The 13,831-nt window shown below is 64.4% G+C and carries 13 protein-coding genes; 8 read left to right on the top strand and 5 right to left on the bottom strand.

Translation table 11 applies throughout. The annotated features are described in order from the left end of the window. The 3 genes from YP76_RS15575 to YP76_RS15565 form a co-directional block, all read right to left on the bottom strand. Nucleotides 1–630, bottom strand: coding sequence for a glutathione S-transferase family protein (locus YP76_RS15575; protein WP_046764541.1), 630 nt, complete (start codon nucleotides 628–630; stop codon nucleotides 1–3). A gap of 123 nt (nucleotides 631–753) precedes the next feature. Beyond that, nucleotides 754–3,072, bottom strand: coding sequence for an ATP-dependent Clp protease ATP-binding subunit ClpA (gene clpA, locus YP76_RS15570; protein WP_046764540.1), 2,319 nt, complete (start codon nucleotides 3,070–3,072; stop codon nucleotides 754–756). A 172-nt stretch (nucleotides 3,073–3,244) separates the two neighbouring features. Beyond that, entirely contained in the window at nucleotides 3,245–3,442 is a 198-nt protein-coding gene (locus YP76_RS15565; RefSeq protein ID WP_046764895.1) for a DUF1192 domain-containing protein, read from the bottom strand. Nucleotides 3,443–3,539: 97 nt separating this feature from the next. On the opposite strand from YP76_RS15565, the gene YP76_RS15560 reads away from it, so the two are divergent. The 7 genes from YP76_RS15560 to YP76_RS15530 all read left to right on the top strand — a co-directional run bounded on the left by YP76_RS15560 (nucleotide 3,540) and on the right by YP76_RS15530 (nucleotide 10,321). Next, complete coding sequence (locus YP76_RS15560; RefSeq protein ID WP_046764539.1) at nucleotides 3,540–4,544, top strand: NAD(P)H-quinone oxidoreductase; 1,005 nt, start codon at nucleotides 3,540–3,542, stop codon at nucleotides 4,542–4,544. Between the two features lie 256 nt (nucleotides 4,545–4,800). Then, nucleotides 4,801–5,679: a UDP-2,3-diacylglucosamine diphosphatase gene (locus tag YP76_RS15555; RefSeq protein WP_046764538.1), complete on the top strand. Its 879-nt coding sequence runs from the start codon at nucleotides 4,801–4,803 to the stop codon at nucleotides 5,677–5,679. A 29-nt stretch (nucleotides 5,680–5,708) separates the two neighbouring features. After that, entirely contained in the window at nucleotides 5,709–6,737 is a 1,029-nt protein-coding gene (locus tag YP76_RS15550) for a glycosyltransferase family 4 protein (RefSeq protein WP_046764537.1), read from the top strand. 114 nt (nucleotides 6,738–6,851) lie between these two features. Continuing rightward, nucleotides 6,852–7,535, top strand: coding sequence for a DUF1013 domain-containing protein (locus tag YP76_RS15545; protein WP_046764536.1), 684 nt, complete (start codon nucleotides 6,852–6,854; stop codon nucleotides 7,533–7,535). A 147-nt stretch (nucleotides 7,536–7,682) separates the two neighbouring features. Then, nucleotides 7,683–9,389, top strand: a complete 1,707-nt coding sequence (locus tag YP76_RS15540) for a long-chain-fatty-acid--CoA ligase (protein ID WP_046764535.1) — start codon at nucleotides 7,683–7,685, stop codon at nucleotides 9,387–9,389. A 42-nt stretch (nucleotides 9,390–9,431) separates the two neighbouring features. Next, nucleotides 9,432–9,965, top strand: coding sequence for a peptide-methionine (S)-S-oxide reductase MsrA (msrA, locus tag YP76_RS15535; protein WP_046764534.1), 534 nt, complete (start codon nucleotides 9,432–9,434; stop codon nucleotides 9,963–9,965). Between the two features lie 89 nt (nucleotides 9,966–10,054). After that, a complete protein-coding gene (locus YP76_RS15530) occupies nucleotides 10,055–10,321 on the top strand; it encodes a hypothetical protein (RefSeq protein WP_046764533.1) in 267 nt (88 codons plus the stop codon). Nucleotides 10,322–10,370: 49 nt separating this feature from the next. Here the strand turns inward: YP76_RS15530 and YP76_RS15525 are convergent, their stop codons facing one another. Then, nucleotides 10,371–11,339, bottom strand: coding sequence for an L-threonylcarbamoyladenylate synthase (locus tag YP76_RS15525; protein WP_046764532.1), 969 nt, complete (start codon nucleotides 11,337–11,339; stop codon nucleotides 10,371–10,373). Between the two features lie 152 nt (nucleotides 11,340–11,491). Here YP76_RS15525 and YP76_RS15520 point away from each other — a divergent pair, with 152 nt between their 5' ends. Then, nucleotides 11,492–12,310: an ATP-binding protein gene (locus YP76_RS15520; protein ID WP_046764531.1), complete on the top strand. Its 819-nt coding sequence runs from the start codon at nucleotides 11,492–11,494 to the stop codon at nucleotides 12,308–12,310. Nucleotides 12,311–12,436: 126 nt separating this feature from the next. Here the strand turns inward: YP76_RS15520 and YP76_RS15515 are convergent, their stop codons facing one another. Further along, complete coding sequence (locus tag YP76_RS15515) at nucleotides 12,437–13,777, bottom strand: PQQ-dependent sugar dehydrogenase (protein ID WP_046764894.1); 1,341 nt, start codon at nucleotides 13,775–13,777, stop codon at nucleotides 12,437–12,439. Nucleotides 13,778–13,831: the final 54 nt, after the last annotated feature.

Raw genomic sequence — 13,831 nt, 5'->3', positions numbered from 1 at the left:
TTATGCGGGTTTCTGCATCTTTGCGATCAGGGCGCCGTCCAGTTCCTTCTGCCGTTTATAGGCCGGGCGTTCGCGCAGGCGGACGGCATAGGCTTCGAAAGCGGGGCGGCTGGGCATGGTGCCGAAGCTGAGGCCCCAATCGACCTGCGACCCGACATAGACGTCGGCGGCGGTGAACTGGTCGCCGCAAATCCAGGCGGGGCCGGATACGGCGGACTCCAGTGCGTTGATCGCGTGGTCGAACGTGCCATAGCCTGCCATGCGCTCACGACCTTCCGGGACGGTGAAGCCCAGCGCCTTGTTTGTAACGGCGGCTTCGACCGGGCCGGCGGCGAAGAAGAGCCAGCGATAATAGTCGGCGCGCTTGTCCGTCGGCGGCGCGAGGTTCGCGGTCGGGAAAGCGTCGGCCAGATAGGCGCAGATGGCGGCGCATTCCGTCACGACCTTGCCGGCATGGACGATCGCCGGAACCTTGCCCATGGGGTTGATCGCCAGATAATCGGCGGACTTCATTCCACCGTCATAATCCAGCAGGATCATCTCATAGGGTTGGCCGATTTCTTCCAGCATCCAGCGGGCGATCTGTCCGCGTGACATGGGGTTGGTATAGAAGGTGATGGTTTCGGCCATGGCATGCTCTCCTGAGGTCAGCGGGCGTGTCGCTGGATGGGACGGCGGCTTCGGAGCTTTTATCATTGCCCAAGAAAAAGGGCGACCCGTTGGGCCGCCCTTTCCATCCGCTTGGGGAGGTTTTTACTTCGCCGATTCCGCCGGCTTGGCCTTCCCACCCTTCTTGCCCTTCTTGGGAGCGGCGGGGGTGATTTCGAAGGCGAGGGCGTCGTCCTTCAGCCGGACATGGACCTCGCCGCCATGGACCAGCTTGCCGAACAGCAGTTCCTCGGCCAGCGGCTGCTTGATCTTCTCCTGCATCAGGCGGCCCATCGGGCGGGCGCCGTACAGCTTGTCATAGCCGCGCTTGGTGAGCCATGCCTTCGCGTCGTCGTCCAGGGTGATGTGGACGTCGCGGTCGGCCAGTTGCAGTTCGAGTTGGAGCACGAACTTGTCGATGACCCGCGCCACGATTTCCGGCGGCAGATAGCCGAAGGGCACGATGGCATCGAGGCGGTTGCGGAATTCGGGGGTGAAGAGTTTCTTCACCGCGTCTTCCTGCGCATCCTCGCGGGTGAGTTCGCCAAAGCCGATGCTTTCCTTCGCCATGTCCGACGCACCGGCATTGGTGGTCATGATGAGGATGGTGTTGCGGAAATCCACCGTCTTGCCGTGGTGATCGGTCAGGCGGCCATTGTCCATCACCTGCAGGAGGATGTTGAACAGGTCGGGATGCGCCTTCTCGATTTCATCGAGCAGCAGGACGCTGTGCGGATTCTGGTCGACCGCATCGGTCAGCAGGCCACCCTGATCATAGCCGACATAGCCCGGAGGGGCGCCGATCAGGCGGCTGACCGAGTGGCGTTCCATATATTCCGACATGTCGAAACGCTGGAGCGGGATGCCGAGCAGCGTGGCGAGCTGGCGTGCGACTTCCGTCTTCCCGACGCCGGTAGGGCCGGAGAAGAGATAGTTGCCGATCGGCTTGTCCGGATCACGCAGGCCCGCTCGTGACAGCTTGATTGCGGAGGACAGCACCTCGATCGCCCGGTTCTGGCCGAAGACGACCCGCTTCAAATCCGTGTCGAGGGTTTCGAGCACCGACTTGTCGTCTGCCGAAACGGTCTTGGGAGGGATGCGGGCCATGGTCGCGATGACCTGCTCGATCTCCTTGGGCGTGATCGTCTTCTTGCGCTTGCTGGGCACAACCAGCATCTGCATCGCGCCGACCTCGTCGATCACGTCGATGGCCTTGTCGGGCAACTTGCGGTCGTTGATGTAGCGCGCCGACAGCTCCACCGCCGCCTTGATCGCGTCGGGCGTGTATTTGACGTTGTGATGCTCTTCGAAGGCGCTGCGCAACCCCGCGAGAATCTTGATCGTGTCATCGATCGTCGGTTCGTTGACGTCGATCTTCTGGAACCGGCGCAGCAGGGCCCGGTCCTTCTCGAAATGGTTGCGGAACTCCTTGTAGGTGGTGGAGCCGATGCAGCGGATCGTGCCGCCCGACAGAGCGGGTTTCAGCAGGTTCGATGCATCCATCGCGCCGCCGCTGGTCGCGCCCGCGCCGATCACCGTATGGATCTCGTCGATGAAGAGAACCGCATGGGGCATCTTTTCCAGTTCGGTGACGACCGCCTTCAGCCGCTCCTCGAAATCGCCGCGATAGCGGGTGCCGGCCAGGAGTGCACCCATGTCGAGCGAGTAGATCACCGCTTCCTTGAGGACGTCGGGCACCTCGCCCTCGACGATCTTGCGCGCCAGACCTTCCGCAATCGCGGTCTTGCCCACGCCCGGATCGCCCACATAGAGCGGGTTGTTCTTCGACCGGCGGCAGAGAATCTGGATCGTCCGGTCGACTTCCGAAGCGCGGCCGATCAGCGGGTCAACCTTGCCCCGCGCCGCCTTCTCATTGAGGTTGACGGTGAACTGCTCCAAGGCACTGTCCTTCTTGCCCTTGCTGTCCTGCGCCTTCTTTTCCTCTTCCTGCGCGCCCTTGGTCTCGCGGGTTTCGGGCGCCGCAGTGCCCTTGCCCACGCCATGGCTGATATAGCTGACCGCATCGAGGCGGCTCATATCCTGCTGCTGGAGGAAGTAGACGGCATAGCTCTCCCGCTCGGAGAAAAGCGCGACGAGCACATTGGCTCCCGTCACCTCATCCTTGCCGGAAGACTGGACGTGCAGGATCGCGCGCTGGACCACGCGCTGGAAGCCGCTGGTCGGGGAGGGATCGCTCGCGCCCTCCACCTTGAGGCTGTCCAGTTCCGTGTCGAGATATTGCGTCACCGCATCGGAAAGCTCGCCAAGCTCCACACCGCAGGCCTGCATCACCTTCGACGCATGTTCATCGTCGATCAGCGCGAGCAGCAAATGCTCCAGCGTCGCATATTCGTGACGCCGCTCGGACGCGTGGGTCAGCGCATTATGCAGGGTGGTTTCAAGGGCGGATGCGAAAGATGGCATGTCTTTTATACTCCTGACCCCAAAGAGGGGCTGTACTTGAACCATATGTCGGCATTGCTCGACGATGGATCAAGGTGCGACCCGAGACCATCGGAATTGCCAGACTGCCCTTGCCCAATGAAATCCCTCCGAGTGAAATTCTCAAGGGAATCGCAGGGGGCGGGGCGCGGGTTCATCGCTTGAATAACGCCTCGGCACTTGCTTTGTGGTTAACGGCGTTTTCAATCTTCGATCGGATGCGGGCGATTTCGCCCTCCAGCGCGAGGACTCGCGCTTCGAGATCGGCCACGGACAACGGGCCCAGATCCTGTCGGAGCAGTTGGGCCAGCGGATCATCGGCCTTTCTCGGGCGATCGTCATCCATGTCCATGAGGTGCAATGTTGACCCTGCGGACCAGTCTGTCAATAAGGCCTCCATTCCGCCCGCCAATTTAGGTGCGGTGCAACAATTGCCGCGGGGGCAGCCAATGGCCGAGAAGAACGCAATTCCGGGCGAAATGACGGCCATCGGTATCCCGGTTCCGGGAGGGCCGGAGGCGCTGGTGCCTGAGCGGCGGCCCGTTCCCGTGCCTGGTCCCGACGAGGTGCTGATCAAGGTTGCCGCCGCGGGCGTGAACCGGCCGGACGTGATGCAGCGGCAGGGGAAATATCCGCCGCCGCCGGGCGCGCCGGACATTCCTGGGCTGGAGGTTTCCGGTGTCATCGTCGCCGCCGGCGGCAGTGCGGAACTGCTGGTCGGGCAGCAGGTCTGCGCTTTGTTGCCGGGTGGGGGCTATGCCGAATATGCGGTCGCGCCCGCCGGGCAATGCCTGCCGGTGCCGGACGGCTACGATCTGGTGGAAGCGGCGGCCTTGCCTGAGACGCTGTTCACGGTGTGGAGCAACCTGTTCGAGCGCGCCTATGTGGTGGAAGGCGACACGGTGCTGGTCCATGGCGGCACCAGCGGCATCGGTACCATGGCGATTTCGCTTTGCAATCTGTTCGATATCAAGGTGATCGTCACCTGCGGCAGCGACGGGAAATGCGAGCAGGTGAAGGCGTGGGGGGCGGACCATGCGATCAATTACCGCAAGCATGATTTTGTCGAGGAAGTGAAGCGGATCACAGGAGGGCAAGGGGTTCAGGCGGTGCTCGACATGGTCGGCGGCGATTATGTGCCGCGCAACATCCAGTGCCTTGCCGAAGATGGCCGTCATGTCTCCATCGCCGTGATGGGCGGGCCGAAGGCGACCGTCTTTCTTCCCACGCTGATGAGCAGGCGGCTGACCTTGACCGGATCGACGCTGCGCCCGCGTTCGGTCGCGTTCAAGAGCCTGGTGGCCGACGAACTGATGCGGGTGGTGTGGACCTTCGTCGAGCAGGGCAGGTTGCGGCCCGCGATGGACAGCCGCTTTCCCCTGGCTGACGCGGCCAAGGCGCATGCATGCATGGATGCGGGGGACCATTTCGGGAAGATCGTGCTGACGATGTGACAACTGGCGGACATGTTTCCGTTTTGGGTGGGAGGCGGACATTTCCATCGGCCCTCACCCCGGCGAAAGCTGGGGTCTCAGGCCATCTTGCGCGCATCCTCCTCAAATCCCCGCTTTCGCCGGATGACGGATTTAGCGCCGTTTCCATTGACCCGAAATCCCGGAAACCGTAGCATTTTCGTCACATTCGATGCGGATTTGTAACATGGCGGCGCTATGGATTCGCTCCTGAGGGAAACAGCTCAGGGGTCGCATCATGAACGCCATCACACGCCTGCCATTTCTGGCAGACGTTGGTTTGTCGGAGGGCGATGATGCCACCGACGGCCGGTTCGCCATCCCCGAGCGGGAAGGCCAGCGCCGTCGCTATCGCACGATCTGGATTTCTGACATCCATCTCGGCACGCGCGGTTGCAATGCGAGGATGCTGATCGACTTCCTCGACAGCGTGGACAGCGATACCATGTATCTGGTGGGCGACATCATCGACGGCTGGCGGCTCAAGAGGCGCTTCTACTGGCCCGCCGCGCATAACGACGTCGTATGGCGTGTCATGAAGCGCGCCAAGCGCGGGACCCGCGTCGTCTACATCCCCGGCAATCATGACGAGATGTTCCGCCAGTTCACCGGCCTCAGCTTCGGCGGGGTGGAAATCCGGCGCAAGGCGATCCATGAAACCGCCGACGGCCGCAAGTTGCTGGTGCTGCATGGCGACGAGTTCGACACGATCATGCTGGCCCATCGCTGGCTCGCCTTCGTGGGCGACGCTGCCTATACCATGCTGATGCGCGTCAACGTCGTCGTGAACGCCGTGCGGCAGCGCATGGGGCTGCCCTATTGGTCGCTCAGCAAGATGGCCAAGCACAAGGTCAAGAATGCGGTCGAATTCATCTCCCGCTTCGAGGAGGTGGTGGCGCACGAAGCCGGATCGCGCGGCGTCGACGGGGTGGTCTGCGGCCATATCCACAATGCCGAGATGCGCGAGATCGCCGGGATCAAATATTATAATGACGGCGACTGGGTGGAGGGCTGCACCGCCCTGGTCGAGCATTGCGACGGCCGGATGGAAGTGCTGCACTGGGCGGACGAGATCGCCGCGCGGGCCAAGGACGAGCCGGCGCGGATCGCGGCTTGAGGGGAGTGGAGCCGATGCGCCCATCCCCCATGCGTATCATCATCGTCACCGACGCCTGGAGCCCACAGGTGAACGGCGTCGTCCGCACGCTCCAGACCATCCAGACGGAATTGGAGCGGATGGGACATGAGGTAAGTGTGATCTCGCCCGATCTGTTCGGCTCGATCCCTTGCCCCACCTATCCCGAAATCCGGCTGGCCTTTGCCCGTTCGACCGTGGTGGGGCGGATGATCGCCGCTTTCCGCCCCGACGCGGTGCATCTGGCGACCGAGGGGCCGCTGTGCCTGGCGGCGCGGCGCTGGTGCCTGCGCAGCGGCATCCGCTTCACCACCGCCTATCACACCCATTTCCCCGATTATGTGGCTCAGCGCACCGGCCTGCCCGTCGCCTGGTTCTGGCGCTATATCCGCTGGTTCCATGGACCGGCCGAAGCGGTGCTGGTGTCGACCGGATCGGTCAGGCAGCAATTGCGTGCCCATGGCTTGGCGCAGGTGCGCGCATGGGGCAGGGGGGTAGATCTTGCCGCCTTCACCCCCGCCGCGACGCCGCCCGCCATCTTCGCGGACCTGCCGCGGCCGATCCAACTCTATGTCGGCCGTGTCGCGGTGGAGAAGAATCTGGAAGCCTTCCTCACCAGCGATCATCCGGGCACCAAGGTCGTCGTCGGCGACGGCCCGGCCCGCGCCCTGCTGGAAAAGGCCCATGGCGACGCGCTTTTCCTTGGGCCGATGTTCGGCTCGGACCTTGCGGGCGCCTATGCGGGGGCGGACATATTCGTGTTCCCCAGCCGCACCGACACGTTCGGCCTCGTCATGATCGAGGCGCTGGCCTGCGGCACGCCCGTCGCCGCCTATCCGGTCACGGGTCCCATCGACATCGTCACGCCCGACACCGGCGCCCTGTCGGATCGGCTGGAGGATGCGATCGCCGCGGCCCTGGCCTGCGACCGGCAGGCATGTGCCGCCTATGGCCGGACCTTCAGCTGGGAACGCAGCGCGCAGGAATTCCTGGCTGGCCTACACAATATAGATCCGGAAATACTCGACAGCGCGGCCTGACGCTTTTCCTTGCCCGAGGGCACGGGATGCACTATCCCAGGTCGGGCGTGGCCGCCCTGCTTGGGCGGCCCTTATCGTTTTTAGAGCCGGAGAATTCCCGTGTCCCAGCCTCTCATGCCCCATGCGACCGCCAGCTGGCTGGTCGACAATACCGCTCTGAGCTTCGATCAGATCGCGGAATTTTGCGGGCTGCACATATTGGAAGTGCAGGCGATCGCCGACGATACCGCCGGCATCAAATATACCGGTCGCGACCCGGTCCGCGCCCATGAGATCACGATGGAGGAAATCCACAAGGGCGAGGCCAATCCCGACTATCGGCTCAAGATGCTGAAAGGCCCGGAGCCGGTTCGCCGTACGAAGGGGCCGCGCTACACCCCGGTCAGCAAGCGTCAGGACAAGCCCGATGGCATCGCCTGGATCCTGCGCAACCATCCGGAGATTTCGGACGGCGCGATCGGCAAGCTGATCGGCACCACCCGCACCACCATCGCCGCGATCCGCGACCGCACCCATTGGAACATCTCCAACATCGTGCCCAAGGACCCGGTGACGCTGGGCCTGTGTTCGCAGCGCGAACTGGACGCACTGGTGGCGAAGGCCGCGAAGAAGGCGGGCATCGAGGCGCCCACCGATTCGCGTTTGGACGGCGATCGCGAGGCGCTGATCAACGAGCTGCGGCGCGAGCGCGAGGATGCCACCCGCCGCGCGGAAGAAGCGCTGAAGGCGGAATCCAAGCTGATTTCGGACGCGGCCAAAATCCTCGATCCGTTCAGCGACAATAAGGGCCATGTCTAAGATCATTTGATGCCGTAGCGTCATTTCGCCGACCGCGAAGCGACGCTCCGACCGACATGCCAAAGGGCCGCGCCTCGATGGGGGCGCGGCCCTTTTTGTCGTGCTTGACGCTTGCGTAAAGGGAAGGCGTCACTTACACCCGTGTAAATGGAGAGCAGCGAAAATATCTGGAAAACCCGTTACAATCACCCCTCGGCCTGGGAGCAGGACTTTCCGCCTCTATCCATGGTCGACATGGTGGTGGGCAGCGCCACGGCGAAGCCCGACGCGGTGATGATGGACTTCATGGGCCGCAAGACGACCTATGGCGAAATGTTTCACGTCATCCGGCGCGTGGCCAGGGGCCTGCAGGATCTCGGCGTCGGGAAGGGCGATCGCGTCGGCCTCTATCTTCCCAACGTCCCTCATTATGTCGCGGGCTATTATGGCGCGATGATGGCCGGGGCGACGGTCGTCAACTTCTCCCCGCTCTACACCGCCGCCGAACTGGAGCATCAGGTCGAGGATAGCGGCACGAAGATCCTTTTCACCCTGTCGGCCCGGGCATTGCTGCCCACGGCGCTGGAGGTGCTGGACAATAGCAGCCTCGAACGGCTGGTCGTCGGTTGCGTGGCGGAGGTGCTGCCACCCACCAAGTCGGTTCTCTTCCGCCTCTTCAAGCGCAAGGAAACCGCTCCGGTCCCGCATGACCCGCGGATCACCCACTATGCCGACCTGCTGCGCCATGGCGAGGACCCGGCGCCGGTGCCGATCGACGCCGAACGGGACATCGCGCTGCTGCAATATACCGGCGGCACCACCGGCCGCCCCAAGGGCGCGATGCTGACCCATCAGAACCTGACCGCCAATGCCCGGCAGGTCCGCCTGATCGACCCGCATCCCGAGGCGCCCGACCGCATATTGGCGGTGCTGCCTTTCTTCCACGTCTTCGCCAATACCTGCGTCCTCAACCGCACGGTGCTGAACGGCGGGGAGATGGTGATGCTGCCCCGGTTCGAGGGGACGCAGGTGCTGGCCGCGCTCCAGCGGACCAGGGCGACCTCGCTGCCCGGCGTGCCCACCATGTACCAGGCGCTGCTCGATCATCCGGCGACGCCCAATATCGACTTCTCTTCGCTGCGCCTCTGCATTTCCGGCGGCGCGCCGCTGCCGCTGGAGGTCAAGCAGCGGTTCGAGGCGACGACGGGCTCCAAGCTGGTCGAGGGTTATGGCCTCACTGAAAGCAGCCCGGTCGTCTGTTCCAACCCTTATGAAGGATTGAACAAGGCGGGCACGGTCGGCCAGCCAGTTCCCGGCACCCGCGTCAAGCTGGTCGACCGGGAGGACCCGACCCGTCCGCCGCCCGAGGGCGAGCCGGGCGAGCTGGTCTTTGCCGGGCCGCAGATCATGAAGGGTTATTGGCAGCGCCCCGACGCCGATGCGGAAGTCTTCGTCGACGGCTGGCTGCGCACCGGGGACGTCGGGATGATCGACGAGGACGGCTATGTGAAGATCGTCGATCGCCTCAAGGACATGATCGCGGTCGGCGGTTTCAAGGTCTTCCCCAGCGAGGTCGAGAAGGTCCTCTACCACCATCCGGCGGTCAAGGAAGCGCTTGTGATCGGCATTCCCGACACCTATCGCGGCGAGTGCCCCAAGGCGTTCGTGACTTTGCAGGAGGATGCCGGGATCGACGGCGCGGCACTCAAGGAGTGGCTCAACCCGCAACTCGGCAAGCATGAGAAGGTGTGCGAGGTCGAAGTGCGCCTGAACCTGCCCAAGACGCTGGTCGGCAAGCTGTCCCGCAAGGAACTGGTGGCCGAGGAACGCGCCAAGGCGGAGGCCGCGCGCGCGCAGGCTGGAACGGCGGCCTGATCCTTCCTATCTGTGTGGCCGACACAGGATAAGGACGCAGACATGGCCGAAGAGATCGCAACCCTGGCAGGCGGCTGCTTCTGGTGCACCGAGGCGGTGTACCAGAATCTCAGGGGCGTGAAGTCCGTCGAGAGCGGTTATATCGGCGGCACGCTGCCCGATCCGACCTATGAGCAGGTCTGTTCCGGCGCGACCGGCCATGCCGAGGCGATCCGCATCGCCTACGACCCGGCGGTCATCGGCTATGGCGACCTTCTGGACATTTTCTTCGCCACCCATGACCCGACGACGCTGAACCGCCAGGGCAATGACATCGGCACCCAATATCGCTCCGCCATCTTTCCCCATTCGGCCGAACAGGCGGCGGAGGCGAGGGCCGGTATCGCGCGCGCCCAGGCGGATCAGGCGAAGCCCATCGTCACTGCCATCGAACCTGACGCCCCCTGGTATCCGGCGGAGGATTATCACCAGAAATATTGGGAAAGGGTAGGGGAACGCAATCCCTATTGCATGGCCGTGATCCCGCCCAAGCTCGCCAAGCTGCGCAAGGGTTTCGCGGAGCGTATCGAGGCCTGAAGCCTGTCTGATACCGTTCGTCGCCAACGGCTTGCTCTTCGGGACGGCGTCTCTAATCTGATGATATCGAGGCAAGCCGGGGACGAAGAATGACACGGATCATGATACTGGCTGCACCGGCGCTGATGCTGATCCTGCCGGGATGCATTGCCCGCACGGCGGCCAATGTCGTGACCCTGCCCGTTCGCGCGGGCGGGCAGGTGGTGGATTGGAGCACCACCAGCCAGGAAGAATCCGACCGGAATTACGGCCGCAAGATGCGCAAGCAGGAAGCGCGCGAGGCCCGCGAGCGCAAGAAGGAAGAGCAACGGCGCCGCCGCGAATGCCGGGAGGCAGGCTATGGCAATTGCGGGTGACGGGCTCTTCGTCAGGAACGTGGAATCGCGTGAATCCTGAACCGGTCGATCAAGCCGCCGCGCGCCTGAGCCGGTCGTTGATCGCGATCCCAATCCCTTCGTCCGGGATTGGCGCCACCGCGATCCGCTCGGCCGCGCTGGCGTCGGCGATATGCAGCGCCGCGAACAGATTGGCCGCAGCCTCCCGTATATCGGCGTCCGGGCTGAGGTTCATGTGGCAGGGCATCAGACCGAAGCCGATCAGATATTCGTCCTTCTCCGCCTTCAACGCATTCAGCCGCACCGGCTTGGACGGGGCATAATGGCTTTCGAGCTGCCCGGGCGCCTCGATCTTCGTGCCGTCCGCGCCGCTTTCCGGTCCCGTCACCACCGGCAGGCCCGTAGCCGCCTCCAGCATCGCCGCCGTCACCGGGCCAGGCCGCAGCAGGCGGATGCGGTTTTCCTCCGGCGCGGCGATGGTCGATTCCACGCCCTCGCTGGTCGGTCCTTCGTCCAGGATCAGGCGAACCTTGCCGTTGAGGCTTGACAACACATGCTCCGCTCGCGTCGGGCTGATCGACCCGCTGCGATTGGCGGACGGCGCGGCGAGCGGCCGCCCGCTCTCCCGGATCAGCGCCCGCATCGCCGGATGGGCGGGCAGGCGCAGCGCCACGGTCGGCAATCCCGCCGTCACCAGCGACGACAGGCCGCTATCGGCCCGCACGGGCAGCACCAGCGTCAGCGCGCCGGGCCAGAAACGCGCGGCCAGCCGGTCCGCCGCGGCGGAAAATTCCGCCAGCCGTTCCGCCATTTCCTTGTCCGCGACATGCACGATCAGCGGATTGAAGCTGGGCCGCCCCTTGGCGCTGTAGATTGCGGCCACCGCATGGCTATCCGTCGCGTCGGCCGCGAGGCCGTACACCGTCTCGGTCGGCACGGCGACGGGCTCGCCCGCGCGGATCAGCAATGCCGCCTCGCGCAGCGCTTCGCTGCCATAGCGGCTTATTCGGGTGGAAAAGACTGGATTTGGGATGGTCACGGCCCCGCGATATAAACCTCGCTTGCCGTCAAGTAAAAGGCCATTGCTACAGAAGGATGACATAGCCCCACGGCTTGCCGATGGGGCTACAGAAGAAAGACATAACCCCCCACCGCTTGCCGATGGGACGGGGGAGAGTTAAGCGCAGGCACATGAACGACGCCCTTCTCACCCGCATCGCCGAAGCGCTGGAACGGATCGCGCCGCCGCCCGCTTCCTCCGCCGATCTTGCCGCCGCGCCCGCCTATGTGTGGAACGGCGCGACGATCCGCCCGGTGGAGGCCTTTGCGCCGGTGGACTATGACCTGCTGACCGGCATCGATGCGCAGAAGACGGCGCTTCTCGAAAACAGCCGCCGCCATGCCGCCGGCCATGCCGCGCATGACGTGTTGCTCTGGGGCGCGCGCGGCACCGGAAAGTCCGCCGTGGTCGCGGCGGTGGTCGGCAAGTTGCAGGCCGAAGGGCAGGACATCGCCCTGCTGCAATGCGCGATCGACGAACTGGCCAGCCTGCCGCAGCTTTTCGCGATCCTGCGCGATACGCAGCGTCCCTTCATCCTGTTCCTGGACGACCTGGGTTTCGACGAAAATGGCGTGGGCGATGCGCGGTCGCTGCGCTCGCTGCTCCAGGGGGGCACTTCCGCGCGTCCGGCCAATGTGCGGCTCTATGTCACCTCCAACCGCCGCCACATCGTGCCGCGTCACCTGTCGGAGCAGGATGACCCGGTCAATCCGCGCGATGTGGTGGACGACAAGATGGCGCTGTCCGACCGTTTCGGTCTCAGCCTGGGTTTCCATGCCATCGATCAGGACGCCTATGTCGCGATCGTCGGCGGCTATGCGGCCAAGCTGGGGGTGAGCTTCGATCCGCTGGACGCGATCCAGTGGGCGACCCAGCGCGGCAGCCGTTCCGGCCGCGTGGCGTGGCAATATGTGGTCGAACTGGCCGGCCGAAACGGGCTGACGGTCTAGAGCGCGCTGCGTTAAATCGTACGCAAGCCGCGCGCTCTAAGTTTTTGTTGTCGCATCGTTTTAAGCGCCAAACCGGTTCCCACTTTTGCGCACGATGCTCTAGGGCCGCCCCAAGGCGGGCAGGCGCTATTTCGCCGCCGTCACCCGCCACACGACATTGCCCACATCGTCGCTGACCAGCAGCGCGCCCTTGGCGTCGGCGGTCACGTCCACCGGGCGGCCGCGCGCCTCTCCCTTCGCGTCGAGGAAGCCGGTGAGCACGTCGACCGGCTTGGCCTTGCCTGTCTCGCCCCCCGCCTCACCATTGTCGGCAAAGGGCACGAACACCAGCTTGTAACCCGCCGCCGGCTTGCGGTTCCAACTGCCGTGCAGCCCGACAAAGGCGCCGTTGGCATAGGGCGCGCCCAGCGTCACCTTGTCGGCGAAGGCCAGGCCCAGCGGTGCCACATGATTGCCCAGCGCATAATCGGGCCGCTTGGTATATTCGCGGACTTCCGGCCGTTGCGGCTGCACCCGGCGGTCCTCATAACCGCCCCAGTAATTCCACGGCCAGCCATAGAAGGCGCCGAACTCCACGCGGGTCAGATAGTCGGGCACCAGATCGCTGCCCAGCATGTCGCGCTCATTGACCACGCCCCACAGCGCTCCGCTCTTGGGTTCAAAGGCCAGACCGACCGGATTGCGCAGGCCCGAAGCATAGATGCGATAGTCGCCGGTCCTGGGGTTGACCTCCAGCACCGCCGCGCGATTGGCCTCTGTCTCCAGATCATTCTCGCCGATATTGCTGTTCGATCCCACGCCGACATAGAGCAGCCCCTGTGGGCTGGCGACCAGGCTGCGGGTCCAGTGCATGTTGGGCGCCTGGGCGGGCAGATTCAGGATCTTGCGTCCCTTGCCGGTGATCCTCGTCTCGCCTTCCTTATAGGGGAAGGCCATCAGCGCGTCGGTATTGGCGACGTACAGCGTGTCCCCGATCAGCGCCATGCCATAGGGCGAGTTGAGGCCGGTCAGGAAAGCGGTCTTGGTTTCCGCCCTGCCGTCGCCATCGGCGTCGCGCAGCAGGGTGATGCGATTGGGGGAGGGCATGCCTGCGCCCGCCTTGTCCATCAGATAGTTCATCACCCGGTTGGTGATGCCGCCGGTCGGCCGCGTCGGGCTGTTGGTTTCGGCCACCAGCACGTCGCCATTGGGCAGGCGCAGCAGCGAACGGGGATGATCCAGGCCGTCGGCAAACCGGTCGACGCGCAGCCCCCTGGCGGGAACGGGCCTTTCCCCCGCCTTCCACGGCACGGCGTCCGCGACGTTCATCGTCGGGATCATCTCGCTGCGGGGGGCGGTGAAGACGGGTTCCTTGCCCACATCCGCGCCGTCGGGCAGTTGCGCCGTATCGCCGCGCGAGAAATAGAAGAGGGCGCCGCCCAGTACGGCCAGCACAATCAGGGTGAGAGCGATCAGATGCTTCTTCATGGCCTCACCTCTATGCTGCGACGCTTCGCCCGGCAAGGCGAACAAGGTCCCGAA

It is taken from the genome of Sphingobium chungbukense, assembly GCF_001005725.1.
Lineage (GTDB): Bacteria > Pseudomonadota > Alphaproteobacteria > Sphingomonadales > Sphingomonadaceae > Sphingobium > Sphingobium chungbukense.
This window is presented reverse-complemented; position numbering and strand designations above follow the sequence as displayed.

Coding starts and splice junctions, on each gene's coding strand:
- YP76_RS15565 (WP_046764895.1), bottom strand. CDS start 3,442: ATGGACATGGATGACGATCGCCCGAGAAAGGCCGATGATCCGCTGGCC.
- clpA (WP_046764540.1), bottom strand. CDS start 3,072: ATGCCATCTTTCGCATCCGCCCTTGAAACCACCCTGCATAATGCGCTG.
- YP76_RS15575 (WP_046764541.1), bottom strand. CDS start 630: ATGGCCGAAACCATCACCTTCTATACCAACCCCATGTCACGCGGACAG.
- YP76_RS15515 (WP_046764894.1), bottom strand. CDS start 13,777: ATGAAGAAGCATCTGATCGCTCTCACCCTGATTGTGCTGGCCGTACTG.
- YP76_RS15530 (WP_046764533.1), top strand. CDS start 10,055: ATGACACGGATCATGATACTGGCTGCACCGGCGCTGATGCTGATCCTG.
- msrA (WP_046764534.1), top strand. CDS start 9,432: ATGGCCGAAGAGATCGCAACCCTGGCAGGCGGCTGCTTCTGGTGCACC.
- YP76_RS15520 (WP_046764531.1), top strand. CDS start 11,492: ATGAACGACGCCCTTCTCACCCGCATCGCCGAAGCGCTGGAACGGATC.
- YP76_RS15550 (WP_046764537.1), top strand. CDS start 5,709: ATGCGTATCATCATCGTCACCGACGCCTGGAGCCCACAGGTGAACGGC.
- YP76_RS15545 (WP_046764536.1), top strand. CDS start 6,852: ATGCCCCATGCGACCGCCAGCTGGCTGGTCGACAATACCGCTCTGAGC.
- YP76_RS15560 (WP_046764539.1), top strand. CDS start 3,540: ATGGCCGAGAAGAACGCAATTCCGGGCGAAATGACGGCCATCGGTATC.
- YP76_RS15540 (WP_046764535.1), top strand. CDS start 7,683: ATGGAGAGCAGCGAAAATATCTGGAAAACCCGTTACAATCACCCCTCG.
- YP76_RS15555 (WP_046764538.1), top strand. CDS start 4,801: ATGAACGCCATCACACGCCTGCCATTTCTGGCAGACGTTGGTTTGTCG.